Origin of the sequence: Enterococcus raffinosus (assembly GCF_018917525.1) — a bacterium.
Taxonomy (GTDB): domain Bacteria; phylum Bacillota; class Bacilli; order Lactobacillales; family Enterococcaceae; genus Enterococcus_A; species Enterococcus_A raffinosus_A.
The window spans coordinates 1-25,453 of sequence record NZ_JAHLOS010000008.1; the positions used below are offsets into that span (position 1 = coordinate 1).

Consider the following 25,453-nt stretch of genomic DNA (forward strand, 5'->3'; position numbering starts at 1 on the left):
TTGATTCTTTTTGTCAGAGCATAAAAAGGGATATCGCCCCGATAAAAAACGCGATATCCCATAGTATAAGCTCTGGATTCGTCGAAGGTAATAACAACAAATTTAAGCTTATAAAACGAATTGTATATGGTCGTTCTGGATTAGTCAATCTATCCAAAAAATGTCTGTTGGCTTTTTCGGCAATCCAAGAAGATTTCTCCTTGAGCAATCTTCTTTGAAGGGCCTGTATAACCAAACTTGAGAAAGAACCGGATTTTTGTCACAGCTCCGTTAATTTTATGTGCTATTTCATCGGCAGTTTGATCTGAAAGACGGCACCTCGCGGCTCCCAATCGCGTACGGTCAGCTTGCCTTTATGTTGATTAATGATTTGCTTAGCGATGGCAAGGCCTAAGCCGTAGCCGCCGGTTTCTTTGGAGCGGGAGCGGTCTTCGCGATAGAAGCGTTCGAAGATGTGCTTCTTGTCTTCATCACTGATGGATGGGCCGTTGTTTTTGACTTCAATTAGCCAATTGTCATTGGAGATTTCTGATTGCAGAATGATTTTTTCGCCAGCTTCCGTATATTTCAGCGCATTGTCCAGCAGGATCACCAGTACTTGATGGATGCGTTTTTCATCGATCAGCATAGGCTGATCAGCGTAGTTTTCCAAAACGAATTGTTTATCGTTCATTTCGGCGATCTCTTGAAAAGGCTGGGCTAATTGCTGAATGAAGTCTTTAGGATCGACGGCCTCTTTTTGCAGCAGCAACTGATTGGAATCGCTGCGGGCTAGAGTCAGCAGGTCTTCTGTCAAGCTGTTCATGCGGCGTGTTTCATTCAAAGCTTGAGCAATTGGCTCGGATTCTTCTAGGATCGTATGATCTGGTTTAGTAAAGAGCTGCTGTAGGCTGTTTTGAATGATTGCCAGCGGGGTACGCAATTCGTGAGAAGCATTTTCGACGAATTCCTGCTGTTTGCGCCACGAGTGCATGATTGGCTGCATGTTCATTTTTGAAATATAAAAACTGATACCAATCGAGATCAGCCAGAAGATGATCATACAAATAATCAAGGTAGTCTCAAAGGTCTTCATGGAGTCCGCGATTTGATTGGTATTTGATAAAAATTGGATATAGGCGATATTTTCCGCATTCTCTGCTTTGATCGTATAGGAATGGAAGGAGAGCTTTTGACTGGCTTCTCCAGTATTTTTTAAGCTTAATGCCTGAACCGAATCCAAATTCTTCTTATCTAAGGTCAAATTCTCTAGCTCGGTGAAGCGTCCGCCTAATACATCCTTATTCAGAATTTCGCCGTCCTTAGACCAAAGGATGATCTGGGTATTGAAGCGATTGTTGCCATCAGGACCTTTATCCATGCGCTGATCGTCAGGCATTTGCGCTAAAAAGGGATTGCCCTGCTGATAGCGGTTGATCTCCATCTGGATCAGGTGGCTATTTTCCGCCATTTGAGTCAGGGAAAGATCGGTTTGACGATAGGCTGAGCTTTGCAGAAGCTGCAGAGTGATAAAGCCCAATAATAGAAAGATTCCCGCAAATGCCGCGACATTAATGAAGAAAAATTTTAACCGTTGTTTTCTCGAAATTTCTGTATTCATTGAATCATTCCTTTTGTAAGATGTAGCCGACATTTCGCAGAGTTTTGAACAGATGATCGGTACCTGACGGCTTCAAATGTTTGCGCAGGTGGCTCATGTAGACTTCTACGACAGTTAGCGTGGTATCGGAATCAAAGCCCCAAATACGATCAAAAATCTGCTCTTTGGTCAAAATCACACCCTTATTTTGGATAAAGTAGACTAAAAGATCAAATTCTTTCCCTTGAATCGGCAAGACCTCATCATCGACGGTCACTTCTTTAGTTGAAAGGTTGCAGGTGATATTTTTATAAGCCAACTGATTTTCAGCAAATAATCCCAGCGAGCGTTTTAGTAATGCTTTGACTCGCATGATCAGCTCCTCTCGGTAAAAAGGCTTGGTTAAATAATCATCTGCGCCTTTTTGAAAGCCCGTTACTTTATCCTCTAAGCTATCCTTGGCAGTTAAGATCAATACGGGTGTCTGGATGTTTTTTTCCCGTATTTCTGCTAACACCTCATAGCCGTTCTTCTCTGGCAGCATTAAATCCAGCAGAATTAAATCATACATCCCGCTTTCCGCTTCGAATAAGCCTTCTTCTCCATCGTAAACTTGGGTAATATCACCTAGATCGGCTAAAATTTCTTTTATATTCTCTGAAAGTGTCGCATCATCTTCTACTATTAATAGATTAATCATCGATTTTTCTCCCTCTTCATTTATTACTTCTTCAGTGTACCATGCTTTCCTAAATCAACCTTAAAACTTTTTACCTACGGCTTAAGCTTCGGTTAAGCCAGCTTGCTTATTCTACAGACAGACAAATGAAGGGGGAAACAACATGAACTATATGAAACGGGCGATTCAAAGCCTTTGGGCCAAGAAGGGGCGCAGTATTATTATGATCGCCGTCTTTTCGGCTATATTGATTTTCGTCTTGGCGGGATTGACGATCCGCAGCGGCGCAGACTTGGCAACAAGCAATGCGAAAAAAAGCGTCGGAGCCACTGTCACCTTATCGACGAACCGAGAGGCGATGTTTAAGCAATCTGATTCAGAAGATGAAAATAGCCGACCTGATCCCGGCAGCTTCGAACGAACACCGGTAAATCTAAGCGACGCGAAAAAAATTGCGAAATTATCGAATGTAAAATCTTATTCCTTTGAAGCCAGCACCTCAGCAGATAAAAGTTCAGGAATCGAACCGATTTCCAGCGACAGTGATGATAGTGAAGAAGAGTCTACTGACGAACAAATGGCCGGCTTTGGCGGAGGCGGTGCTCCTGGCGGCATGAGCCAAGGGGATTTCCAAATCAAAGGTGTTTCTGAAAGCAGCTCTTATAGCGAATTTTCAGCAGGAACCGCAAGTCTGGTTGAAGGAGAGGCAATCACTTCGGCGGATGAAGACACCAACAATGTCCTGATTGAACAAAGTTTGGCCGAGGCCAACGATTTAAGTGTCGGTGACAAATTTAAAATTAAAGACAGCGATGACAAGGACGTTGAAGTAACCATCAAAGGCATCTACAAAACCAGCGATTCTGGGGATAGCATGAGCGCGCAGTTTAACTTTATGAACCCATCGAACACGATCTTTTCTTCTTATACCATGGTCAACACACTGACCGGTTCAGAAGGAAAAACGATCGATTCAGCCGTCTATAACCTAGAAGATCCTAAAGATATGGACAGCTTCGTCAAACAGGCGAACAAATTAATCGATACCGATACCTTTAGTTTAGAAACCAACGATCAAATGTATCAGCAAATGCTGCAACCATTAAACAATGTCTCAAGTTTCGCGAAAAATATCGTGATTCTAGTCGCAGCAGCGGGAGTGATTATTTTAACGCTGATCATTATGCTGTCGATTCGCGAACGAAAATATGAGATCGGTGTTTTGCTTTCATTAGGCGAATCACGGATGAAGGTCATCTCACAATTTTTCGTTGAGATTTTTATCTGCATGATCTTTGCTTTGGGTATTGCGGCAGCCAGCGGAAATGTCGTAGGAAATGCCGTCGGAAATCAGTTATTAAGTCAACAAACAACATCGCAAAATGCGGAAGGACAAGAAGCCAATGCGGCAGGAAATAATGGCGGCCCTGGCGGACAAGGACAAATGCCTGGCGGTGGAAATGGCGGTCCACGAGGTGGCGGTCAAATGGGCGGTAATCCATTTACCCAAACCGAGGAAATTCAGGAATTGAATATCTCTGTGAAGCCAATGGAAATTCTTAGTCTTGCAGGCATCGGACTGGGAATCAGTCTATTTTCAATCGTCTTATCATCCGCAGGGATTCTGCGATTGAATCCGAAGAAAATCTTGATCTCTTAGACGTAGATGATCAGTTATGAAAAACGAAGGTAACAAATTGAAGGAGGAAATTTTATGACATTAGCTACCAAGGATTTAGGCTATTGGTATGAGAACAACGGCCCATTATTCGAAAAGGTGAATTTAACCTTTGAAAAGGGCAAGATGTACGCCATTTTAGGCACTAGCGGATCAGGGAAAACAACTTTTTTATCCCTGATCGCAGGCTTGGATACCCCAAAAAGCGGAGAAATTCTTTATGAAGATACTTCTTTGAAAAAAATCGGGCTGCGGGAATATCGGCGCAAGGATGTATCGATCGTCTTTCAAGCCTACAATCTTCTGCCATACATGTCGGCAGTGGATAATGTAGTGACGGCGATGGAAATTGCTCAAAGCCAGCAAGCGGATAAAAAAGCCTACGCTTTGGCAAATCTTGAAAAAGTCGGCATTACCAAAGAACTGGCAGAGAAAAAAGTAACGATGCTATCTGGCGGTCAGCAGCAGCGGGTCGCAATTACGCGGGCATTGTGCTGCGAACATGATTTGATTGTCGCAGATGAACCAACGGGAAACTTAGATGAAGCGACCTCAGGTGAAATCGTCAAGCTATTCCAAGAAATCGCTCATGAGCAGCAAAAATGCATTATTTTAGTCACCCATGAACAGGATGTCGCTAAAGGCTGCGATGTCGTGTACGAATTGAAAAATCAAATGTTTCGTCAGGTTTCTTAATCAATGCTTGAAAAGGAGGAAGTGAATGAGGGCAACACTAAAGAAAATCAGTTATTTTATTGGTATGACGGTCTGCTTAACCGGCTGTGGTGTCAGCGGCTCAGTTTCAAATGAGGTGGACACGGAAGAACAGCTGTCCGTCTCCTTGAATGATGAGTGGCAGGAGGAACAAACGGAAAAAGAGAAAAAATATCAGACTCTACTAAAAAGCGGCGAGTACACAGAAGACAATATCTATGTCCAGCTTGATCCTTACGATGCCAGTCCACTTTCGGCGCTGCTGCTTTTCCAAACAGAAGACGCAATGACCGTTGATATCTCAGTGGCCGGCAAGGATGAGACGACGACCATCAAGAACAGCTTTGACGACTATACAACGGATCACAGTGTTCCGATTTTAGGATTGTACGCAGATACAGAAAACGAAGTGACGATCACCTTGACGGATGAATCAGGCAATAGCATGGAGAAAACGGTAACGATAAAAACAGGAACGTTAGCGAAATCCATTGCCAACATCGATGTCAAAGAAGCGGATACAACAAAAATGGAACTAGGCGACAGCGAACTCACCTTTGTCGTGCCAAGTACGAAACGCGCCTATGCCTTTGATGCCAACGGCGATGTCCGCTGGTATTCGACCCGCTATAACAGTCATATTTTTAAAGAATTGGATAACGGGAATCTGCTTTATTTGACCAAAGAATCGAATGACGCGGATACCTACAATGTGCTGCTAGAGACGGACTACTTAGGGAAAATCTATCACCGTTACGATTTCTCAAGCTCTAGCGCCGCAAACGATACAGGTAAAAGCGAAGGTGAAATGACCGTGATCCATCATGATGGCATCGAACTACCAAGCGGAAACTTCTTACTAACGGTCAATGATGGCAGTAATTACATTGAGGACACAATGATTGAGCTGAATCGCGAAACAGGGGAGATCGAGAAAACGATTGATCTGAAGGATGTTTTACCGGAAGCCTTTTACGAAGACTACGATTCGACGAGCCGCGAGGACGGAAAGGTCGATTGGTTCCACCAAAACTCAGTGGAATACGATGAGGCAGACGACAGTATTATTATTTCGGGGAGGCATCAAGATACGATTATGAAGATTGATTATTCCACGAACGAGATCAAATGGATCATGGGCGACAGTAGCGGTTGGCCGGAGAGCTATCAAAAATATTTCTTAAAAGGCGATGTCAAAGCCAGCGGCGGACAGCACGCGGCGATCGTCCTGCCGGATCAAGACGACAACGATGAGACGACCGATATTTTATATTATGACAATAACATCTCGGTTACCCGCGGGGATGAAGAAACCTCTGAACAATACTCAGAAGCCCGCCAGGTTCGGATTAACGAAGCAGAAATGACGATCGAAGAAGTTTGGACCTTTGGTGAAGAGCTAGGTAAAGACTATTACACTAAAATCATCGGTAGTGCTCGTTACTTGAACAATACCGGTAATCGTTTAGTCAATTTCGGATTCCGTGATGAAGGTAAGACTAGCTCGATTATGGAAGTCACCGAAGACGGTGAAACAGTTATTAACATTGATCTTAGTGATTTTCCAACAAGTGCTTGGGCATATCGTGCCGAGCGATTCTCGCTATACAATAATAATTGGACGTATCAATTAAATTAGAAATAAGTAAAAGCTGCGGAAATTTTCCGCAGTTTTTTAAGTTTAATTAATGATTAGTTTTTCATAAATGAAAGAGAATGGCATGTTATTCGTGGACACGACCTCACTATTTCGAAGAGGGTGAAGATATCACTTTTAATTTGTAAAAGATATGGGTTTCTAAGTTGATCTATAGAATATACTTCTAGTAAACAAGTAATCTTTAATTTTTACTAATCGCTATTATCTGCTTGAATACCTTGATTATATCTTCTCGTCTATCTAAAGAATTCAAATCATGAATTATTCTGCTGATATCATTATCATCCTTTTCGAAAGAGAAGAACGAAGGATAATCAATATTGAAGGCTCTAATTATTTTATCAAGTGTTTCAATTTTTATATTTTCAATTTGTCCTCTTTCAATTTTTCCTAAATAGGATAGATCTAGTCCAGCTAACTCAGCCAAAAATTCCTGAGTCATTCCATTTTGTAAGCGTAACTCTTTTATTCTTGCTGCTACTTTTGAGCTAAGCATCGGTCCCACAACCTTTCGTTAATTAAAGATTAAAGGTTTGTCTGTTGTTTTATTAGGCCTTTAATAACCTAAAAAATCTCTTTTTTCATAAATAAAAGGTTTCTAAAAACCTATTTCTGTGCTATATTGTTTTTGTAGTAATTGAAATGTGTCTCTTTTAGATTTTTTTGCATATAAGAGAATATAGGTAGAGCATTAAATTCAAAAATTTGACATCGATTGATTATTAAAAAATTTGATCTTTTGTGAGGAGGACAACTGATGGAAGAACATTCAATTAATTACAAAAGCATGAATTGTCTGGCTCTAATTAAATTTGGACATCGGATAGGACACGGTTGGTATCGAATATTGGTAAAAGCTGAAAAGGAACTCAGTGAACTTGGCATAGCGATTGAACGAGTAGAAAGAAAGCAAGGGATTCTTTCGCTTGTTACCGATTTAGAGCCAAGTGAACAGTCTTCTCAGATCCAAAATATCCTATATGAGGCAGAACTAGCTAGTGAAATGACTTGTGAATGGTGTGGTAACTATTCTGTTTCGCAAATATTTATTGATAAGGAACTTTTTACAATCTGTGAAGGATGTGAAGAAAAATGTGAAAGTCTAGATGGTGTTGAAAAACGATTGCGTATGAATAATAGTCAGGATCTTGAAAAGGTAATTGTACGCATGAGCCTTGAAATCCAACGATTACAACATCAACTCGAACACTTTAAAATGGGGTGTAATCATTATAAGAAGAGAAGTGAAAAATTATCCGAGAGATTGAAAAATAATCGTAATGATTATCATAAGAAAAAAATACAAGTTGTGACTTCAAAAGATAAAAGGACTTATTAAGGAGAGTATTATGAAAAAGAGAAGAGATATAAAGCAGCAAACAGTTATTGAAAAAAGAAAAAATTTGGGTAAAAACCTTGGAAAGGGTTTAGCTTTAAGTGCTTTTACAATGGCAGGTGTACTCATATTAAAGGGACAAGACATACAAGCTTCAGAAATGGATGGTAAATGGGAAGCGCGATCGATTGAGCAAATCAAAAAGGATGTTGAAGGAAAAAAAGAATATACTATTGTTTGGGGAGACACGTTAAGCGGTATTTCTTTAGCAACGAATGTCACAATGGAAAAATTAGCTTCATTGAATGGCATTGGAGATTACAACTTGATTTATGCAGGGAATAAGTTGGTGTTTGAAGGCAATGTCGTAACTGTTCAAGATCAAAATGGTGTAGTGACTGATCAACAACAAATTACGGAGTCGGATAAAATAGTTCCGAATCAACCGATTGGTGAGTCTGTAGGTCAGGCCTCGCCAGCTCCAAATATGTCAAATACACAGAACCAAACGAATGTCGCATCCTCTGATCCGGCTTCGACACCTTCTGGTAATGGTGAAAATAAAAATGACGGAACAACAGGCAATGGAAGTTCATCTGGTGGAACAAATAATGGTGGAGTGGTGACTAATCCTACGCCAACTCCAACACCAGACCCTGATCCTACACCGACACCGACTCCAGACCCACAAGTTCAATTCACAGTCTGGTTCTACGCTTATGAAGGTGATGATCAATCAAAGAATATCGAAAAAGGAAGTCGATTATTCTCAACAGAGGGTGAGGCAACAAGCTTTATTGATGGGTATGCGGATAGTTTGTTAATGGAAGGAATTGCTGGAAGTTATGGCGTAATGTCTTGGGAATAGTTGATCACATTAATGTTTCGTATGGAGTAGCTGATTAAAATAAGTCTGTGACTAACATCCAGTTTTTGGGTGATAGCCACAGTTTTTTTATATGATTTATTGGTGAATAAACTCATAGTAATCTCTTGATTGGTTATCACTAAATAGAAATTAGGACTTCACAAGGAAGCGAATTCGAACTCTTAAAAAACCAGCAAAAACTTAGAATTCGAACAATATATTTGAATTTTAATTAGCCGAATAATACCTAAGACTCACTCAATACTGATTCTGGAAAAGTGAATAAAAGAACAAAACATGTAAATATATTAATTGGAATCGTACAACAAATGATGAATGAATTTCAATTAAAAAAAATTGAGATTAAGCGGAAAGGAAAATAATCATTAGATTTCAATAATTAAGAAAAAGGGAAATTATGTATTAAAAGGATTTTGAAACTATTTATGTAAACAAGGATTAGCGGTTAGTAAAAATAGATGAATTAGTAATAGGTACTCAACTATTTGTATCTTTTATGTTAATATAAAAGATACAATAGGAGGTGGAGAAGATGAGAAACAATGAGGATGAAAAAAAGAAAGAAAGTACATATGAGTTGCTACTCAGATTAACTCAAATAAAAGAAGATGGGATATTAGTAAATGTTAGATATGATGAAGAAGTTCATGATATTCTATTCTCTTGGATAAAAGAAGCAGAAAAATTGAAGAGAGAAAATGATAAATTAAGAAAACTCCTTCATATAAAAATAACAGACCAAGTGGATAAAAGAATAAAACATGATTATGAACAAGAACGATCAAAAGTAAATAAATTGGAAATTGAGAATAAAGAAGCACAAGAAAGAATCGAAAAATTGGAAGAGCAATTAAAGAAATACCGTAGAAATATAGACTTGGATAGCCAATTTATAAACACAAGGAAGCAGCTTGAATTAAAAGAGAATGACACCTATTCAAGCGAGAATACCAATAGTACTGATAAAGAAATAAAAGAATTTTTTGAAGAGATGGACAAAATATTATCTGATTTGGGTGAAGCCTCTGAAAGTTTAGATGATACCAGTGAAGATTCAAATAAAGTATGGCCATTTATTTATCAGAAACAGCGTAATAAAGAAGAATTAACTCCAGAATTGAAAGAAAGAAGACGGGAAGAGCTACGTGGAAAACGTGGTGGATGTCAATTGTCAGATAAGCAGATCGAACGTTTGTTGCTTATTTATAAAAATAAAGATCGAGTTCCAGTAACTCAAGCAATAAGCAAGTTGGCAATTACACGTAGGACCTATTATAGAGTGATTAATTTAGCTTACACCTATGAAGAAACTAGAAAGAGAATTAGAAAAATTGCTGATAAGCTTGGGGTAGTCTTACCATAAATGAAAAATGCCATAATACAAAATACAGAATTTTTTTAATGCATATGAACAATATAGGAAATGGTCAAGTTAATGTCGTTATTACTGATTATTAACTAGCGCAGAAGCCGATAAACCAGTGTGTTTTCGCTATATACCGATAAAAGGACGCATCATCAGCTAGACTAGAAATAAGTAGAAGCTGCGGAAATTTTCCGCAGCTTTTTTTACGGTATTAATTAATAATAAATTTCTTCCGATAAGTCGAAGGAGCGATGCCTAGTTTAGAATGGAAGAACTTTGAAAAATACGAAGAGGAAGAAAATCCGGTTTCATAGGCAATTTCAGTAATCGATAGTGAACTCTTTCGTAGCAGTGAACAGGCTTTTTGCAACTTTAGTTCCTGAATATATTCACTAGGCCCGATACCTTTATGGGTCTGAAATAGCTTGTATAGATAGGTTCGATCAATGCTGTTCGCTTTCGAAATTTGATTGACGCTGAGATTTTCTGAGATATTGTCATCAATGTAATTCAGAATTTTTTTAAACAGGTGCTCACTTTGTGGTGTATCATCTGTTTTTTTATTTATTCTATCGAGGGTGTCGAATAGAATAAAGGAAGAGGCCATCGTGCGAAAATGATCATTTTTTTTGAACGCTTCGTAGATATCTTGGAACAGATCATCCATTCGATGATCAAAGGAGTGACTGATGACACAATTGGATTTGTTTAATTTTAAATCTGAAAAATAGTGATCCATTAACATACCTGAAAATCCTACCCAGCGATACTGCCAAGGGTTCTCGCGATTAGGATAATATACATTTTTACAATTCGATGGGATGATGAAAAAGTCTCCGGCTGTAATTTTTCTTTCAGGAAAAAAAGGTGTTGAAAAATAGCCTTCTCCGGCGACACAATAATGAATCACCCAATAATCAATCGGAGCGTACTCCATAGGCTTGGTTGAGCGACATTGTTCATAACCAACTTCGCAAACATGAAACTCTGAACTTAGCATTTCATTGTTTATTAAAATACTGACATCGCTTGGTAATGAGCTGTACATCTGAATACTCCTTTTATAAAAAAATGTGAAGAGTCAACATTATTACAAGTTTTTGGAAACATTTCTTATTTTTTATATCATGAAAGCGCTATAAAATCAATGTGTAATTAATTATTGAAAGGATGTTTGAGATGGAAAATTCTAATTCAAGACAGCGCTTGGGGTCAGTTGCGTTAATGCTCATGACCTTTTCGGCAGTATTCGCATTTCCTAGCATTGTCAACAACAGCATTCAAATTGGGTTAGCAACGATTCCCGGCTATTTGTTTGGCAGTATCTTCTATTTTTTACCGTTTATTCTGATGATTGCGGAGTTTGCTTCTGCTAATTCAGGAAAAGAATCGGGGGTTCATAGTTGGCTGCAATCGGTTTTGGGAGAGAAGTGGGCCTTTTTAGGAGCATGGTCGTATTTTTTTGTTAATCTATTTTACTTCTGTTCGTTATTGCCGAATACACTGATTTATGGTTCCTACGCTTTTGGTGGGAAAAATGTTTTTCAAGGCGGTAACAGTACGATAATCATTGCAATTATTTCGATTATACTTTTTTGGCTGATGACTTGGGTCTGTATTAAAGGTGTTTCGTGGATTTCAAAGGTGACTAGTTTTGCTGGAAGCGCGCGGTTGTTTATGGGAGTCGCTTTTGTTGTGTTAGCTTTTATCGTCGTTTTTGGCTTTGGCAAGGAACCAGCACAAGACTTTTCGATGCAATCGATCACCCCCAGCTTTAATTGGACCTTTTTCATGACAATGGCGTGGATTTTACAGGCAGTCGGTGGCGGTGAAAGTATCGGTGTTTACATCAAGGATGTAAAAGGCGGAAATAGTACGTTTGTTCGAACCATGATTGGGGCGACGATTATCGTTGGAATTATGTATGTTTTGGGTGCGGTAGCTGTGGGTTTTGTTGTGCCGACAGATGTTTTGAAGGGAAACTTTTCTAACGGAATTTTTGATATTTTCAAAATTTTAGGTACCCATTTCCATATTCCAAACGGCGTGATGGTCCGATTGGTTGGTTTGATTTTGTTTATCGGTAGTCTTGGTTCATTGGCGTTATGGACTGCGGCCCCTGTAAAGGTCTTTTTCTCGGAAATTCCAGAGGGAGTGTTTGGAAAATGGCTGGTGAAAACAAATGAAGAAGGAAATCCAACCAATGCGTTGATTGTTCAAGGCGTGATCGTTACGATGTTGCTGATCATTCCAGCGTTAGGAATTGGGAATATGGACAGCTTTCTTTCGACGCTGATAAATATGACAGCATCTACCTCCTTGCTACCCGTACTCTTTTTATTGATTGCATATATCGGATTGCGGTTGAAGAAAGATTCGATGCCCCGCAGTTTCAAATTCGGTAGTCGTCAATTTGGGATTTTTGCCGGAGTTGCATTATTGGTACTGTTCGTTTTTGTATTCTTTATGTCAACTGTTCCTGATCCACAGCTGATTATGGCTGAAATTAATGGAACATTACCTGCAGGAGAGGCGAGTCCGATTGGAATGCTAATCTATAATATCGCAGGACTTGTGATATTTATGGGCTTTGCGTGGATTTGTTGGGTTCGCTATGAAAGAAAAGCAAAAATAATGAATGATGAAGAGACAAAGGTAGAGGTGACAGGTAAATGAAAATTTGGGAAAACTATCAATTAGATCATATCAATCGTTTAGAACCAAGAGCGCGTTTTTCGACATTTCCAACAAGAGAAAAAGCGTTATTAAATCAAAATAGGTATACGCATGCCTTCAAAAATTTGAATGGGATTTGGAAGTTTTTGTTAGTAGATGCACCAGAATATAGTCCAATCGGATTTTTTGAGTCTGATTTTGACACGGAAATTATGGCAGACATTAAAGTACCAGGAAATTGGCAGGTTCAAGGCTATGGTAAGATGCATTATTCTGATCTGTGGTATAACTTTCCGATAAATCCGCCGTATGTACCAACGGAAAATCCAACCGGCATTTATAAGCGGCAGTTCATGATTGATGAAAGCTTTAAAGATAAAAAAATACTTTTGCGCTTTTGTGGTGTCGATTCTGCTTTTCATGTTTGGGTGAATGGAGAAGAGGTTGGCTATAGTAAGGGAGCTAGAAATGAGGCAGAATTCGATATTTCCAAGTTTGTTCATGAAGACGCTGCAAATGATCTGACGGTGAGAGTCTATCAGTGGTCTGACGGCACTTATTTAGAAGACCAGGATATGTGGTGGCTTAGTGGAATCTTTAGAGATGTGGAATTGCTGGGGGTCCCTTATGCTGGAATTAATGATTTCAAAGTCATTGCTGATTTGGACGATAAGTATGAAAAAGGACTGTTGGATCTATCCTACACGCTGCGGGAACCTAAAGGAAAAGTTGTTGAAGTCGAACTAATTGATTCGAATGGTCAACAGGTGCTGAGTCAAAAAATCACTGGAGATAACGGAAGTTTTCATGCTGAAATCCCTAATGTCGCACATTGGACGGCAGAAACACCTGTACTTTATCAGCTATTGATCTCTGTTTACGAAGGGGATGATTTAATCGAGGTTATTCCTCAAAAGGTAGGCTTTAGAAATATTCGTTTAGCCGGTGAGGTTTTCCTTGTCAACGGTGTAGCTATCAAATTTAAGGGGGTTAATCGTCATGATTACAACCCTCGAAATGGCCGTGTCGTATCAAAAGAAGAAATCGAAAAAGACATCCTTTTAATGAAGCAGTTCAATATCAACGCGATTCGAACCAGCCATTATCCAACTTCTGCTTATCTATATGATCTGTGTGACGAGTACGGAATGTATGTGATCGATGAGACAGATTTGGAATGTCATGGGTTTGAATTGACTGGAAAATATGACTGGATCAGTGACGATCCAAAATGGGAAATGGCCTACGTTTCTAGAATGGTCCGAATGATCGAGCGGGATAAAAATCATCCGTCAATTATTTTCTGGTCACTTGGTAATGAGTCAGCTTTTGGTACGAATTTTGTGAAGATGACTGAAGTGGCAAAAAAAATGGACCCTACTCGTTTGGTTCACTACGAAGGAGACTTTGAGGTTGAAGCGGCGGACATTTATTCAACGATGTATACCTGGTTGGAACATCCGACGAAGCAACCATTGATGGAAACGATCATTAAAGAATCGAAGAAGCCTCACATTCTGTGTGAGTATGGTCATGCGATGGGGAATGGCCCAGGAAACCTAAAGGACTATCAAGATTTGTTTTATGCTCATGATAAGCTGCAGGGAGGATTTATTTGGGAGTGGTTTGACCACGGTATTGAATCCTACACTGAGGATGGCGAAAAATATTATCGTTATGGCGGCGATTTTGGAGATGATCCTTCTAATAAAGATTTTTGTATCGATGGTATGTTGATGCCGGACCGCACACCTTCGCCAAGTCTTTATGAATACAAAAAAGTGATTGAGCCGATTCAAACCACTGCCATTGATCTAAATCGTGGAGAAATCGAACTGCTAAGCCGCTTTGATTTTCAAGATCTGCAAATTTTTGATTTATATTATGCGATTCTTGAGGATCAAACGCTAATTGAAGATGGCACAATTTCACTGCCTTCAATTCCAGCAAGAAAAAGCCTTCAATTAACTTTGCCGTATGACTTGAATTTTTCAGTGAAGCCTGGAGCAAGCTATTTCTTGAATATTTCCTACCGGTTAAAAGCAACGACAAATTATGCTCCGAAAGGCTACGAATTGGCAGCGGCTAATTTTGAACTTCCAATCAAAGCGGAAGGAATAGCGGTCGTACCAAGTGGCAGCTTACAGGCTGAACAATTAGCAACGACATTGACAATCACAGGTGCAAACTTCTCAGTAGTATTTGATACAGTTAGAGGAACGCTCTTGAAACTGGTACGAGATGGTCAAACGATCCTTGAACGAGGACCGAAATTTACTTTGTGGCGTGCACCTATTAGTAACGATATGGAAATCATTGACGAGATGAAGAAGCGAGACTTTCTTCATTTAGAACATGAAATCGTAAGTTCCTTTGATTGGAAAGAAAGCGAACAAGCCGTTCAAGTCACTGTGAAGACGATTAATTCCACAACAAATAGTGCGTGGCATTACAAGTGTACTTATAACTACACGATTTACGGAAGTGGAGATATTCGATTTAACCTAGAAGGCGCACCTAGTGGGAAAATCGATAGTGCACCGGCTATGCTGCCGCGATTAGGCATCTCCATGCATGTGAACAAAGACCTCAATCAGGTGAAATATTTAGGCAGAGGACCTCGAGAAAACTATGTGGATTCAAAAGAGGCTGGCTATCTTGGTGTCTATGATTCCACAGTTGCGGATATGTTTACCAACTATGTTGTGCCACAGGCGAACGGAAATAGAATGGATACAAGATGGGTGGCTTTAACCGATGACCGTGACCAAGGGATATTCATCGCCGAGGAAGAAGGCTTCAATTTTAGTACTTCTTATTACGAAGAGGTCGATCTGGATAACGCAAAACATACCTGCGATTTGAAGGAACGTGATTATGTAGTGGTGAATATCGATTATAAGCAAAATGCTCTAGGCAGCTATTCCTGCGGACAATGGCAGCTAGAAAAATACCGAACAACCTTTGAGAAATTTAATCTTTCTTTCCGATTAAGTGGATTTAATGGAAAAGAAATAGATGCCGTTGCGCTCTCTCATGAGGTTATTCAATCACCCTTCTAGAAAATAAATCAAAACTCTCTTCAGTTCAAGAAATGGTTAATTGCCATTGATGAATGATGGGAGTTTTTTTGCGGGAAGGCTGACTCTTGATCAGCGGGTTGAAAATTTACCAATTTTGACCCAGAAATTGAGTAGAAATTTATCTCGTACTACGATAGAGTATTTAGTAACAACACGTTATCGCTGATGGAGGTTGAAGGAATGGCAAATAGAGACTGGTACCAAAAAAGAGAAGGACAAGCAGAGCATTTGGTTTATTTAGACAACGAAGGCAAGGAATTGGAAAAATTGATCAATGGTGAGAAAACAATGATTATTCGCGGTTCGGCTGGCAAGAAGAGTCCGCTTGGTGGGCGAGCGAAAGAGAACGATATTCTATACTTTGTTGAAAAGGGCGGGAAAATGGAAATCACTCATCGTGGTGTGTTAACCAAAGTGATTGAGAAATACAAAATGACTCCGGAAGAATCGACCGATTTTATCGAAGGGTTTGGGCAGGAGCTGAATCTATCTAAAAAGCAAAAAGTGCGATGGCATGGGAAAAAGTGCATCGGGCTCTATGAGGTTAGCCATCTAGAGAAGATTGAACCTTTCTATTATAATCGCGAAAAAAATATGGATGACTGGATTATTACAGATAACATCGACGATATTAAATTGTAAAAAGGCGGATTTTTTAAGTAGCCACCTAATGACTAGGCTCAACGGTCATTGGGTGGTTATTTTTGTGAGAAGTAAATTAGCAGATTTGTTATTGACGGGGGAATGCTCATATGAAATAATAAACATATGAATATGCAATCATATATAAAAGGAGGGATCGGCATGTTGATACGTGTCAGCGCATTGCTTGGTTTAACAGCCTTCTATTTGATTTATCTTGGGAAGGCATGGCTACTAAGAAAACAGGGAATCAAGGTTAACTTACTGGGTGACAAACAGAGTTCGCATGAAAAATATTTTGAAATTGTTTTGCGGATCATAACTGGAGTTGGTGCGCTTATTCAGTTTCTTGCGCCATTTTTCTTTGCTGTGAATCAAACGGGCTGGGGATATGCTGGATTAGTTTTGACTTTTTTAGGAGTAGTTTTATTCTTTGTTGCGGTCAAAGCGATGGGATTGAATTGGCGAGCGGGCTTTAATGAGCAACAACGAACAGATTTAGTGACTACTGGAATTTATCGGGTTAGTCGAAATCCGGCTTTTGTGGCCTTTGATTTGTTGTATCTGGGCTTTGCGTTAATTTTTCCGAATGTCTTGATGATTGTAATGGCGGTGCTAGCACTTTTCCTGTTTCATTGGCAGATTCGCGGAGAGGAAAACTATTTGATCGCTGTTTTTGGAGATCGCTATCGGGAATATCAAAAAGCGGTAAGAAGATATCTGTGATCCGAACATTCACAAAGCATCTGTATTGAATCCAATTATTTTCCAATCGATTTCATTTTCGCTAGACTAGAGAGGTCGAGACAATTTCACGATTAAAGTCAAAATAGTTCGTTATTGTGAAATATGAGGGGATGAAGGAAATGGCATTTATCGGTGTTTTGTGTTTGATTTTAATCAGTACTACAATTGCAAGTCATTTTTTTAGGAGATTTGGGATACCTGCGGTGATTGGCCAGCTGCTGGTGGGGATTTTGTTAGGAACGGCTGGCTTCAATTTGGTTCATCCGGATATTTTAGTGGAGGATTTTTCTGAGATCGGCGTAATCCTATTGATGTTTTTGGCGGGGATCGAAAGTGATTTGTCCTTGCTTAAGAAATATTTCCGACCAGGGATGTATGTGGCCGTTTTGGGCATTTTTTTTCCGGTTTTGCTGGGGACGCTTGGCGGGATTGTTTTTCAGATTCAATTAAATGAAGCCTTTTTCTTAGGACTGATCTTAGCGGCAACATCTGTCAGTATTTCGGTTGAGGTATTGAAGGAATTGAATGTAGTCAATACTAAAGAAGGCTCGACGATTCTCGGGGCTTCAGTGGTGGATGATATATTAGTCGTCTTGATCGTCAGCTTGAGCATGTCCTTCTTAGGGGCGAATGGCGGAAATGATCGGCCGCTGGGAATCATGTTGGTAGAACAGGTGCTGTTTTTTGCCGGCGTATTTCTTTTGATTCGCTGGGGAGCACCGTATTTGATGCGGTTGAGTAAAAAGCTTTTAGCGGAATCATCGGTGATTATTGTTTCGCTGATTCTTTGTTTAAGTATGTCCTATTTAGCAGATTTTATCGGTTTAAGCTCTGTGATTGGGGCATTTTTCACTGGCGTTGCAATCGGTCAGACGAAGGATTGGAAGGATGTTCAAACGAATGTAGAGGCCATTGGCTATGCGGTATTTATCCCAGTTTTCTTTGTAAGTATCGGATTAGAGGTCTCCTTTGCGGGAATCAGTAAACAGCTGGTGTTCATCTTGCTTTTGACAATAATCGCGATTGCTTCAAAGCTTGCTGGAGGCTTCATTGGCGGGAAATTGGCTGGCTTTGGCAATACTAGCAGCTTAATGGTGGGCTCTGGAATGGTCTCGCGCGGAGAGATGGCCTTGATCATTGTTCAGCTAGGCTATCAAAGCGGATTAGTCACAGATCATTATTATTCAGCATTTATTCTAATCATTTTGTTTACTACCTTAGCTTCACCATTCTTATTAAAAAGCTTTACAAGAAAAATCTACTGATTAAAACCGACTACCTAATCGGCATATGCTGATTAGGTAGTTTTGCGTTTATTCGCAATAAAAAACCTGCCAGTAATTTTACTGACAGGTGAAGCAGATTAAGCCTATGAGAATGGAAGGATTGATTTGACGGAGCTTAATCTGCGGTGTACCCCTGAAGTGCTTCGGTTCCTTCATCGCTGTTACTGATGCGAACCACATTATCCATTGCTGAAACGAAGATTTTGCCATCGCCAGGTTTTCCGGTATGCAAAATTTGCTTCATGGTATTGATCACTTGATGAATCGGAATGCTGCTGATCACCACATCGACTTTTACTTTTGGCAGAAGCTTCGTTGGGACCACTGAACCACGGTAATACTCGGTATTGCCTTTTTGAATCCCATGACCTAAGACCTGCGTAACGGTTAGGCCTTCGATTCCGATTTTTTCTAATCCTTGTTTTAACTCATCTAGTTTGTTCTCGTTGATCACAACAGAGACCATCGAGATCGGCAGATTTTCCACCGTGCTTTGAGGAACTTTGCGCCATGCGGCTTTTGGATCAGCAGAGGCAGCAGTCGTCGTTTCTGTCGCTGATAGTTGAATATCTGCGGTATCCGTAGCTAAAACAGGTTCTTTAGCAAACATGTTCGTAGCTGAAAGTGCCGGGTTTGATTGCGGTAGGTCGGTAGCATTTGTCATATCCGGAGTCACTACAAAACCGCTGTAAGCACTTTGCAGACCGTGTTCTGTTACATCTAATCCGGCTAATTCCACGTCTTCCGAAACGCGTAAGCCTACGGTGTATTTCAATGCCAAAAACAGCACGGTCGTCGTTGCACCCACCCAAGCCGCAGTGACTAAAACACCAAAGATTTGAGTAATGATAAAGCTCGTTCCACCGCCATAGAAAAGTCCGCCGTCTAAGGCTAGTAGCCCGGTCAAAATCGTCCCAAAAGCTCCGCAGACGCCATGCACGGCTACTGCACCGACAGGATCATCGACACGTACTTTTTTATCAATAAATTCAACGGCGAAAATCATGGCAGTTCCGGCTAATAAACCGATCACGCTAGCCCCAGCAGAGCTGACCATGTCGCAGCCGGCGGTAATCCCAACTAATCCAGCTAAAGTACCATTTAGCGTCAAAGAGACATCTGGCTTTTTGTATTTGATCCAAGATACGATTAAGGCTGCTAGTGTTCCGGTTGCTGCGGCGATATTGGTGTTGACCAGCACATTTGAAGCTACCAGCATCGTATCGTCGCCAGTCATTGAGGTGGTCGAGCCACCGTTGAACCCAAACCAAGAGAACCAAAGAATAAAGACACCTAAAGCGGCAAGAGTCAGATTGTGACCGGGGATCGCGTTTGATTTTTTGTCCTTCGTGTATTTACCGATGCGGGGACCAACGATCGCAGCACCAGTGAAGGCAGCAATTCCCCCAACCATATGAACGGCTGTTGAACCGGCGAAATCATGGAAGCCCATTTCAGCTAAAAAGCCGCCGCCCCAAATCCAATGACCTGAGATCGGGTAGATTAAGCCGCTTATCACTGCGCTGAAGATGCAGTAAGCGATAAAGTTGGTACGTTCAGCCATCGCTCCTGAAACAATCGTTGCCGCGGTGGCACAAAAGACTGTTTGGAAAAGCAGAAATGTTGGTGTCGGCAAATCAAATGTAAGAGAATTTCCGGCAAATAAATGAATGCCCCCAAAAATGGCACTGCTTCCGCCGAACATAATACCAAAACCAATGATCCAATAAAGGACCGTTCCAAAACAAAAATCGATCAAATTCTTCATGATAATGTTCCCAGCGTTTTTTGCTCTAGTAAAGCCAGACTCCACTAAGGTAAATCCTGCCTGCATGAAAAACACTAGAAAAGCACCTAACAACGTCCAAATAACATCCACTGACGAATACATACTATCAATCCTTTCGTTTGTGTTAACTTTTCTAACATGTTACACAGAAAATGATGAGATTTCAATGGATTTTCCAATTAAATTTTAATTTTGGCAATAAAAATCAAAAAAGAAGACATTTTATGTGAGGTTTTGTTACATGAGCGGTTTGAGACGAGGGGTCCCCAAAGCGCTTATTTTGTATAGGGGGGAGATTTTTTCTCGGTACATCTACGATTCAGCCGAACTTTTCTAATTCAAAAAGCAAAACTACGCCTGATTGATGTGCATCAGGCGTAGGATCTTTTATTGAAGAATTTCATATAGGACATGAGCGTTGTTTTCCGTCTCATTTTTTGCACCGTAGACTAGGGTGACGGTTTGGTGTTGCTTGATAATGGCTTTTAATTGCTCCAGTGCTTCTTTTTGCGGGCCGCTTTGTAGTTCCTGGCGATACTTTACTTGGAATTCTGGATATTTTTCAGAATCATGATTGAACCATTTGCGTAATTCAGGACTTGGTGCGATTTCCTTTAGCCACAAATCGACTTTTTCCGTTTCTTTAGATTTTCCTCGTGGCCATAGGCGATCTACTAATACGCGATAACCATCGGTTTCTTCTGCTGGTAAATAGGCTCTTTTCAGTTTTAACATGCTGAACACTTCCTTTGCTCTTTTATTTTAGCAAAGACAGTGATAAAGAGTGAGTAAAGTAACTTTTGTGGATGAGAGATTTTATGCTGCTGCGAATATCTGATAAAATAATAAGAAACTAAACACGTAACGGATCTGAAAGGCGGTTCTCATGGTTGCATTTTTATTACTATTTAGAAGCTTGTGGCACATCTTAAAAATTTTGTTTCGACAGGAAGAGCAAAAAGCGATCATGTTGGCGCTATTGTTTATTTTGCTGATCGGGACGGTTTTTTATCATAATGTCGAGGGAATGACGTATCTCGACGCATTGTATTTTTCTGTCATGACTTTAGCGACGGTCGGGTATGGGGATTTAGCGCCCCAGACAGCTTTAGGGAAACTGTTTACGATTATCTATGTTTTGATCGGTGTGGGGATCATTACGGGTGTAATCGCGAATTTCAGTCGGGCTTTGGCTGAGTATCATAAACAGAAAAAGCATCACGAGAAAAGCACACCGGTAAATAAGTAGTAACGGTTTTTAACAGCCGAATAAAATAAAAGCAGGAAACGAATGACTCATTCGCTACCTGCTTTTACTAGGTTTCGCTGTTTCGTCATCGAGAGGGGAAGAAAGAAGTGTTTACTTTCTGCTTTTTTTCCGCCAAAATAACCATGAGGTGAATGCGATGGCAATTTATTTAGAAATGCCTGAATTAGATAAAGAGTTTCCTTTTCGGATATTGGTGAATGACGGCGATATTTTGACCACGCCTCACTGGCATCGCGAAGTTGAGCTGATTTATGTGATAAAAGGGACGATCTCATTGGGGATTGACGATGTTCCATATAAACTGAGTGAAGGTGAGATCGCCTTTATTGGAGGCGGGCTGATTCATTATGTTTTGGCTTCGCCTGGAAGTGAACGGCTGGTTTATCAATTTGATTTGAATTACTTTACGGCAGGAAATAAAGAAAATTTGGATTTACAGAAGCTGTTTTCAGAGCTGCTGCCGGTTAGTCCGCAGTGGGGAGAATCAGATGAGACAGCGATCAGAACTTTGCTGGAAGCCATGAATTATGAAATGGGGACGCAGCAAATTGGTTATCAATTTACGCTAAAGGCTAGATTGTTTGAGCTGATTCAACGACTGCTACGAGACATTCCCAAGCAAGTAAAACAGCCAAAGAAAATCAATAAGCTAGCGACTCAGGATGTGCTGGAAAAGCTGGACGAGATTTTTAATTTTGTCGAGGAACACTATCAAGAAGCGTTGACTTTACAGGATATCGCTGAAGTTGCCGGCTATAGTTCATTTTATTTTACGAAGTTTTTTAAGAAAAATACGGGTAAAACATTTTTAACCTTTTTAAACGATTATCGGATTGATAAAGCTAAGTGGCTGCTGATCAATAGTGATTTACCAGTGTCGGAAATCATTGCACAAACAGGCTTTGAAAGTAATAAAACCTTTTATCGTCTTTTTAAAAGTTCGATGGCGATGGCCCCCTTAGAATATCGGAATACGATGAAAATTGAATAACTACTTGAAAGGCAATTACTGATATGGTAATTGCCTTTCGACAATATTTGAGAATAATACAACAAAAATGGGGGAATAAAAAATTTTTTTCCTCGCTATAATAAAAGTATCGACACAGATGAAAACGGATACTGACCGAGAGGAAGAAAAGATAAATGAAAAAAGAAACGCAATTTTTCTGGGGTGGAGCGATCTCCGCTGCCCAAAGTGAGGGGAATTATTTAGCAGATGGTCGACAGCCTTCAAACTTTGATTATTTACCGCTAGATGATCGTCGACTGAAAGCAGTATATAAGAATCAAGCAGGTTCGATCTTAGTGTCTACCGGAGATGAAATTTATCCTGGGAGAAACGGCAATGATTTTTATCACCATTATCGAGAGGATATTGCTTTATTAAAAGAGCTTGGTGTGAACAGTTTTCGTTTTTCCATTTCTTGGTCGCGAATCTTTCCGACAGGGGAAGAGGAGCAGCCCAACGAAGCAGGGCTAAAATTTTATGAGGATCTTTTAACCGAACTTGAGAAGCAGCAAATGGAACCGATTGTCACGTTGTCTCACTTTGAGATACCTATCCATTTAGTCAAAAAATACAACGGTTGGGAAGATCGCAAGGTTATTGATTTCTTTCTTCATTACGGCAAAACAGTAATGTCACGTTTCAAAGGGCGAATCAAGTATTGGATTCCCTTTAATGAAATGAATATGGTTCTGCATATTCCATTTATCGGCGGAGGCATCCTGTTTGAAGAAGGCAAAGACAATTTGTCGATGCAATACCAAGCGGGCCATCATCAATTATTAGCAAATGCGTTGATCATTCAAGCTGGAAAAGAAATTGATCCAGCAAACCAGTTCGGTGCAATGTTAGCCGCTGGGAAAACTTATGCGTATACTTGCGATCCTAAAGATGTGTTCGCGGCACTTCAGCAGGAGAGAGAGAATTTGCTTTTCTCCGATGTGCAAGTCTTTGGAGAATATCCGAAATTCTTTGCTCATTATATTGTTGAAAAGAATTTGAAGCTGAGGATCGACCAAGAGGACGACGAAATCCTTAAAAAGAATACCGTTGATTTTGTTTCCTTCAGCTATTATTCCAGTGCCTGCACCGCAGCTGAGGAGAGTGGGATTGATCGTGTCGCTACAAATGGCTACACAACGCTGCGAAATCCTTATTTACCAAAAGGCAAGAGTGTGTGGCAAGATGATCCATTAGGTTTACGAATCACCTTGAATCAGCTGCAGGATCGTTATCACAAACCGCTGTTCATTGTGGAGAACGGGATCGGAACTCAGGATGAGTTCGCGGATGGAAAGGTGCAGGATGATTATCGTATCCATTATTTGCGAGGGCACATCAAAAATATGCTGTTAGCAGCAGAAGAGGATGGCATTGAGCTGATGGGCTATCTGATGTGGGGCATCATTGATCTGCCTAGTGTCAGTGAAGGAAAGATCAGCAAGCGCTATGGGGTCATTTATGTGGACCAGGATGATGAAAATAAGGGAACACATCAGCGTTACAAGAAAGACAGCTTTGCTTTTTATCAAAAAATCATTTCATCAAATGGAGCCGTTGTATTTGAATAGAAAGGGGTATAAAAAATGAAAAAGTATCAACCATTAGTAAAGGAAATCATTCAAGGACTTGGGGGAGCTGACAACATCAATTCAGCAGTCCATTGCGCGACCCGCTTACGTTTTGATTTAAAAAATCAAGCTGCGGCAAATCTGGATGAGCTAAAGCAGATTGATGGCGTCGTGGGTGTAAATCCCACACCAACGCAGTTACAGGTAATTATTGGCAGTCATGTAGGCGATGTTTTTGAAGAAGTGATTCGTCAGGGAGTAGCCAATGGCGATTCCGAAGTAAAAGAGGCATCTTCCGCAGCTTCAACCAAAGAAACGAGTATTTTCAATAGAGTTGTCGATACGATTACGGGCTGTATGACTCCGATGATCCCGGCCTTGACCGCTGCCGGGATGATCAAAATAATTCTCTCGTTATCGACGACTTTCCATTGGATGTCAAATGAATCAAGCACTTATCGTGTATTAGATTTTATTGGAGATGGTGCTTTCTATTTTATGCCAATTCTGTTAGCCGTCTTTGCAGCGAATAAATTTAAAGTCAATACATCAATCGCTATTATTGTTGTGGGTGTTTTCCTGCATCCTAATTTCAGTCAGTGGGTAGCTTCGGGTGATCCAATCTCTTTTCTGGGAATGCCGATTCAAGGGGTGATCTATGCTGCTTCGGTGATTCCGGCGCTTTTGACGATCTGGGCGATGTCTTATATCGAACGTGGCGTGGATAAAATCACTCCACAATCCTTGAAGATTCTGTTGAATCCAACGCTGACTTTATTAATCACGGCACCACTAGCTTTGATCGTGATTGGCCCATTAGGTAATTATGCTGGACAAGGTTTGGCTTGGGTGATCAACTTAATGCAAGGTCAATTAGGCTTTATCATGGTAGCGCTATTAGCAGCAGCGATGCTGTTTATCGTTATGACCGGAATGCACCATGCCTTGACACCAATCTTTGTGGCCTCTTTTGCCGCAACAGGCACTGAATCCTTGATTCTAGTCGCGCAAATCTGTGCCAACTTGGCACAAGGTGGAGCAACTTTGGCAGTGGCCTTTAAATCAAAACAAAAGAATGTTAAATCAATCGCTGCAGCGGCGGGAATCTCGGCTATTATGGGAATCACCGAACCGGCCCTGTATGGGATCACGATGAAATATAAAAAGCCATTAGTGGCGGCTTGTATTAGTGCGGGTATTTCAGGCTGTTTTGCCGGATTGATGCATGTGACGTTGTATGTACCGCAAAATAGTTTGATGGCGATTCTAGGTTTCTCAGGTGATAAGGGCACAGCCAATGTCATCGCAGGATTATCTATGATGTTGATGTCGGTGGTTTTATCCTTTGTATTGACCTTCGTTCTGCAAAAGGACGAAAAAATTGAAGCCACACCGACCGAAAAATCTGCGGAAGGTTTGGCAGTAAATTCATAAAAAAGCTGAGTAGGGTAGAAGAATCTTCTATCCTGCTTTTTGGAG

General features: G+C 40.4%; 22 protein-coding genes. 16 read left to right on the forward strand and 6 right to left on the reverse strand.

What is annotated here, in order from left to right:
- A partial coding sequence (locus KQI58_RS23135) for a transposase (protein WP_216407818.1) occupies positions 1–218 on the forward strand: 218 nt, incomplete at its 5' end.
- A 65-nt stretch (positions 219–283) separates the two neighbouring features.
- Here KQI58_RS23135 and KQI58_RS07300 read toward each other — a convergent pair.
- Positions 284–1,600, reverse strand: coding sequence for a sensor histidine kinase (locus KQI58_RS07300; protein ID WP_216407819.1), 1,317 nt, complete (start codon positions 1,598–1,600; stop codon positions 284–286).
- Positions 1,601–1,604: 4 nt separating this feature from the next.
- Positions 1,605–2,279: a response regulator transcription factor gene (locus KQI58_RS07305; protein ID WP_216407820.1), complete on the reverse strand. Its 675-nt coding sequence runs from the start codon at positions 2,277–2,279 to the stop codon at positions 1,605–1,607.
- Between the two features lie 142 nt (positions 2,280–2,421).
- Here KQI58_RS07305 and KQI58_RS07310 point away from each other — a divergent pair, with 142 nt between their 5' ends.
- The 3 genes from KQI58_RS07310 to KQI58_RS07320 are packed head-to-tail and all read left to right on the forward strand — an operon-like array spanning position 2,422 to position 6,289.
- Entirely contained in the window at positions 2,422–3,918 is a 1,497-nt protein-coding gene (locus KQI58_RS07310; protein ID WP_216407821.1) for an ABC transporter permease, read from the forward strand.
- 54 nt (positions 3,919–3,972) lie between these two features.
- Positions 3,973–4,632, forward strand: a complete 660-nt coding sequence (locus tag KQI58_RS07315) for an ABC transporter ATP-binding protein (RefSeq protein ID WP_216407822.1) — start codon at positions 3,973–3,975, stop codon at positions 4,630–4,632.
- 25 nt (positions 4,633–4,657) lie between these two features.
- Positions 4,658–6,289, forward strand: coding sequence for an aryl-sulfate sulfotransferase (locus KQI58_RS07320; RefSeq protein ID WP_216407823.1), 1,632 nt, complete (start codon positions 4,658–4,660; stop codon positions 6,287–6,289).
- Positions 6,290–6,491: 202 nt separating this feature from the next.
- On the opposite strand, the gene KQI58_RS07325 is transcribed toward KQI58_RS07320, so the two are convergent.
- Complete coding sequence (locus tag KQI58_RS07325; protein ID WP_016178007.1) at positions 6,492–6,806, reverse strand: helix-turn-helix domain-containing protein; 315 nt, start codon at positions 6,804–6,806, stop codon at positions 6,492–6,494.
- Positions 6,807–7,067: 261 nt separating this feature from the next.
- Between KQI58_RS07325 and KQI58_RS07330 the strand changes: the two genes are divergently transcribed.
- The 3 genes from KQI58_RS07330 to KQI58_RS07340 all read left to right on the forward strand — a co-directional run bounded on the left by KQI58_RS07330 (position 7,068) and on the right by KQI58_RS07340 (position 9,898).
- On the forward strand, positions 7,068–7,649 hold the full coding sequence (locus KQI58_RS07330) for a hypothetical protein (RefSeq protein WP_216407825.1): 582 nt from the start codon (positions 7,068–7,070) through the stop codon (positions 7,647–7,649).
- 10 nt (positions 7,650–7,659) lie between these two features.
- Positions 7,660–8,514, forward strand: a complete 855-nt coding sequence (locus KQI58_RS07335) for a LysM peptidoglycan-binding domain-containing protein (protein WP_216407827.1) — start codon at positions 7,660–7,662, stop codon at positions 8,512–8,514.
- 553 nt (positions 8,515–9,067) lie between these two features.
- A complete protein-coding gene (locus tag KQI58_RS07340; RefSeq protein ID WP_216407829.1) occupies positions 9,068–9,898 on the forward strand; it encodes a hypothetical protein in 831 nt (276 codons plus the stop codon).
- Positions 9,899–10,112: 214 nt separating this feature from the next.
- On the opposite strand, the gene KQI58_RS07345 is transcribed toward KQI58_RS07340, so the two are convergent.
- Positions 10,113–10,949, reverse strand: a complete 837-nt coding sequence (locus tag KQI58_RS07345; RefSeq protein WP_216407831.1) for an AraC family transcriptional regulator — start codon at positions 10,947–10,949, stop codon at positions 10,113–10,115.
- Between the two features lie 131 nt (positions 10,950–11,080).
- On the opposite strand from KQI58_RS07345, the gene KQI58_RS07350 reads away from it, so the two are divergent.
- The 5 genes from KQI58_RS07350 to KQI58_RS07370 all read left to right on the forward strand — a co-directional run bounded on the left by KQI58_RS07350 (position 11,081) and on the right by KQI58_RS07370 (position 18,314).
- Complete coding sequence (locus tag KQI58_RS07350) at positions 11,081–12,577, forward strand: amino acid permease (RefSeq protein ID WP_216407833.1); 1,497 nt, start codon at positions 11,081–11,083, stop codon at positions 12,575–12,577.
- On the forward strand, positions 12,574–15,639 hold the full coding sequence (gene ebgA / locus KQI58_RS07355) for a beta-galactosidase subunit alpha (protein WP_216407834.1): 3,066 nt from the start codon (positions 12,574–12,576) through the stop codon (positions 15,637–15,639). The genes KQI58_RS07350 and ebgA overlap by 4 nt, the downstream gene beginning before the upstream one ends.
- A 201-nt stretch (positions 15,640–15,840) precedes the next feature.
- Positions 15,841–16,302, forward strand: a complete 462-nt coding sequence (locus KQI58_RS07360) for a hypothetical protein (RefSeq protein WP_216407835.1) — start codon at positions 15,841–15,843, stop codon at positions 16,300–16,302.
- Between the two features lie 162 nt (positions 16,303–16,464).
- Positions 16,465–17,028, forward strand: a complete 564-nt coding sequence (locus KQI58_RS07365; RefSeq protein ID WP_216407836.1) for a methyltransferase family protein — start codon at positions 16,465–16,467, stop codon at positions 17,026–17,028.
- A gap of 140 nt (positions 17,029–17,168) precedes the next feature.
- The gene (locus tag KQI58_RS07370) at positions 17,169–18,314 is read left to right on the forward strand and encodes a cation:proton antiporter (protein ID WP_216407837.1); all 1,146 of its coding nucleotides are present in this window, start codon (positions 17,169–17,171) and stop codon (positions 18,312–18,314) included.
- A gap of 136 nt (positions 18,315–18,450) precedes the next feature.
- Here KQI58_RS07370 and KQI58_RS07375 read toward each other — a convergent pair whose 3' ends face one another.
- On the reverse strand, positions 18,451–20,226 hold the full coding sequence (locus tag KQI58_RS07375; protein WP_216407838.1) for an ammonium transporter: 1,776 nt from the start codon (positions 20,224–20,226) through the stop codon (positions 18,451–18,453).
- Between the two features lie 285 nt (positions 20,227–20,511).
- Positions 20,512–20,859 (reverse strand): DUF488 domain-containing protein, encoded by a 348-nt coding sequence (locus tag KQI58_RS07380; RefSeq protein WP_216407839.1) that lies wholly within the window; start codon positions 20,857–20,859, stop codon positions 20,512–20,514.
- 151 nt (positions 20,860–21,010) lie between these two features.
- Between KQI58_RS07380 and KQI58_RS07385 the strand changes: the two genes are divergently transcribed.
- The 4 genes from KQI58_RS07385 to KQI58_RS07400 all read left to right on the forward strand — a co-directional run bounded on the left by KQI58_RS07385 (position 21,011) and on the right by KQI58_RS07400 (position 25,408).
- Positions 21,011–21,373 (forward strand): potassium channel family protein, encoded by a 363-nt coding sequence (locus KQI58_RS07385; RefSeq protein ID WP_216407840.1) that lies wholly within the window; start codon positions 21,011–21,013, stop codon positions 21,371–21,373.
- Positions 21,374–21,530: 157 nt separating this feature from the next.
- Positions 21,531–22,385: a helix-turn-helix transcriptional regulator gene (locus KQI58_RS07390; protein ID WP_216407842.1), complete on the forward strand. Its 855-nt coding sequence runs from the start codon at positions 21,531–21,533 to the stop codon at positions 22,383–22,385.
- A 155-nt stretch (positions 22,386–22,540) separates the two neighbouring features.
- Entirely contained in the window at positions 22,541–23,974 is a 1,434-nt protein-coding gene (locus KQI58_RS07395; protein WP_216407844.1) for a family 1 glycosylhydrolase, read from the forward strand.
- A 15-nt stretch (positions 23,975–23,989) separates the two neighbouring features.
- Entirely contained in the window at positions 23,990–25,408 is a 1,419-nt protein-coding gene (locus tag KQI58_RS07400; protein WP_216407846.1) for a PTS transporter subunit EIIC, read from the forward strand.
- The last annotated feature ends 45 nt before the right edge of the window (positions 25,409–25,453 follow it).

What these genes read in the sequence shown, in the direction of transcription:
- ebgA (WP_216407834.1), top strand. Translation starts at nt 12,574, where the DNA reads ATGAAAATTTGGGAAAACTATCAATTAGATCATATCAATCGTTTAGAA.
- KQI58_RS07330 (WP_216407825.1), top strand. Translation starts at nt 7,068, where the DNA reads ATGGAAGAACATTCAATTAATTACAAAAGCATGAATTGTCTGGCTCTA.
- KQI58_RS07325 (WP_016178007.1), bottom strand. Translation starts at nt 6,806, where the DNA reads ATGCTTAGCTCAAAAGTAGCAGCAAGAATAAAAGAGTTACGCTTACAA.
- KQI58_RS07345 (WP_216407831.1), bottom strand. Translation starts at nt 10,949, where the DNA reads ATGTACAGCTCATTACCAAGCGATGTCAGTATTTTAATAAACAATGAA.
- KQI58_RS07370 (WP_216407837.1), top strand. Translation starts at nt 17,169, where the DNA reads ATGGCATTTATCGGTGTTTTGTGTTTGATTTTAATCAGTACTACAATT.
- KQI58_RS07400 (WP_216407846.1), top strand. Translation starts at nt 23,990, where the DNA reads ATGAAAAAGTATCAACCATTAGTAAAGGAAATCATTCAAGGACTTGGG.
- KQI58_RS07365 (WP_216407836.1), top strand. Translation starts at nt 16,465, where the DNA reads ATGTTGATACGTGTCAGCGCATTGCTTGGTTTAACAGCCTTCTATTTG.
- KQI58_RS07350 (WP_216407833.1), top strand. Translation starts at nt 11,081, where the DNA reads ATGGAAAATTCTAATTCAAGACAGCGCTTGGGGTCAGTTGCGTTAATG.
- KQI58_RS07380 (WP_216407839.1), bottom strand. Translation starts at nt 20,859, where the DNA reads ATGTTAAAACTGAAAAGAGCCTATTTACCAGCAGAAGAAACCGATGGT.
- KQI58_RS07305 (WP_216407820.1), bottom strand. Translation starts at nt 2,279, where the DNA reads ATGATTAATCTATTAATAGTAGAAGATGATGCGACACTTTCAGAGAAT.
- KQI58_RS07395 (WP_216407844.1), top strand. Translation starts at nt 22,541, where the DNA reads ATGAAAAAAGAAACGCAATTTTTCTGGGGTGGAGCGATCTCCGCTGCC.
- KQI58_RS07300 (WP_216407819.1), bottom strand. Translation starts at nt 1,600, where the DNA reads ATGAATACAGAAATTTCGAGAAAACAACGGTTAAAATTTTTCTTCATT.
- KQI58_RS07375 (WP_216407838.1), bottom strand. Translation starts at nt 20,226, where the DNA reads ATGTATTCGTCAGTGGATGTTATTTGGACGTTGTTAGGTGCTTTTCTA.
- KQI58_RS07320 (WP_216407823.1), top strand. Translation starts at nt 4,658, where the DNA reads ATGAGGGCAACACTAAAGAAAATCAGTTATTTTATTGGTATGACGGTC.
- KQI58_RS07335 (WP_216407827.1), top strand. Translation starts at nt 7,660, where the DNA reads ATGAAAAAGAGAAGAGATATAAAGCAGCAAACAGTTATTGAAAAAAGA.
- KQI58_RS07340 (WP_216407829.1), top strand. Translation starts at nt 9,068, where the DNA reads ATGAGAAACAATGAGGATGAAAAAAAGAAAGAAAGTACATATGAGTTG.
- KQI58_RS07360 (WP_216407835.1), top strand. Translation starts at nt 15,841, where the DNA reads ATGGCAAATAGAGACTGGTACCAAAAAAGAGAAGGACAAGCAGAGCAT.
- KQI58_RS07385 (WP_216407840.1), top strand. Translation starts at nt 21,011, where the DNA reads ATGGTTGCATTTTTATTACTATTTAGAAGCTTGTGGCACATCTTAAAA.
- KQI58_RS07315 (WP_216407822.1), top strand. Translation starts at nt 3,973, where the DNA reads ATGACATTAGCTACCAAGGATTTAGGCTATTGGTATGAGAACAACGGC.
- KQI58_RS07310 (WP_216407821.1), top strand. Translation starts at nt 2,422, where the DNA reads ATGAACTATATGAAACGGGCGATTCAAAGCCTTTGGGCCAAGAAGGGG.
- KQI58_RS07390 (WP_216407842.1), top strand. Translation starts at nt 21,531, where the DNA reads ATGGCAATTTATTTAGAAATGCCTGAATTAGATAAAGAGTTTCCTTTT.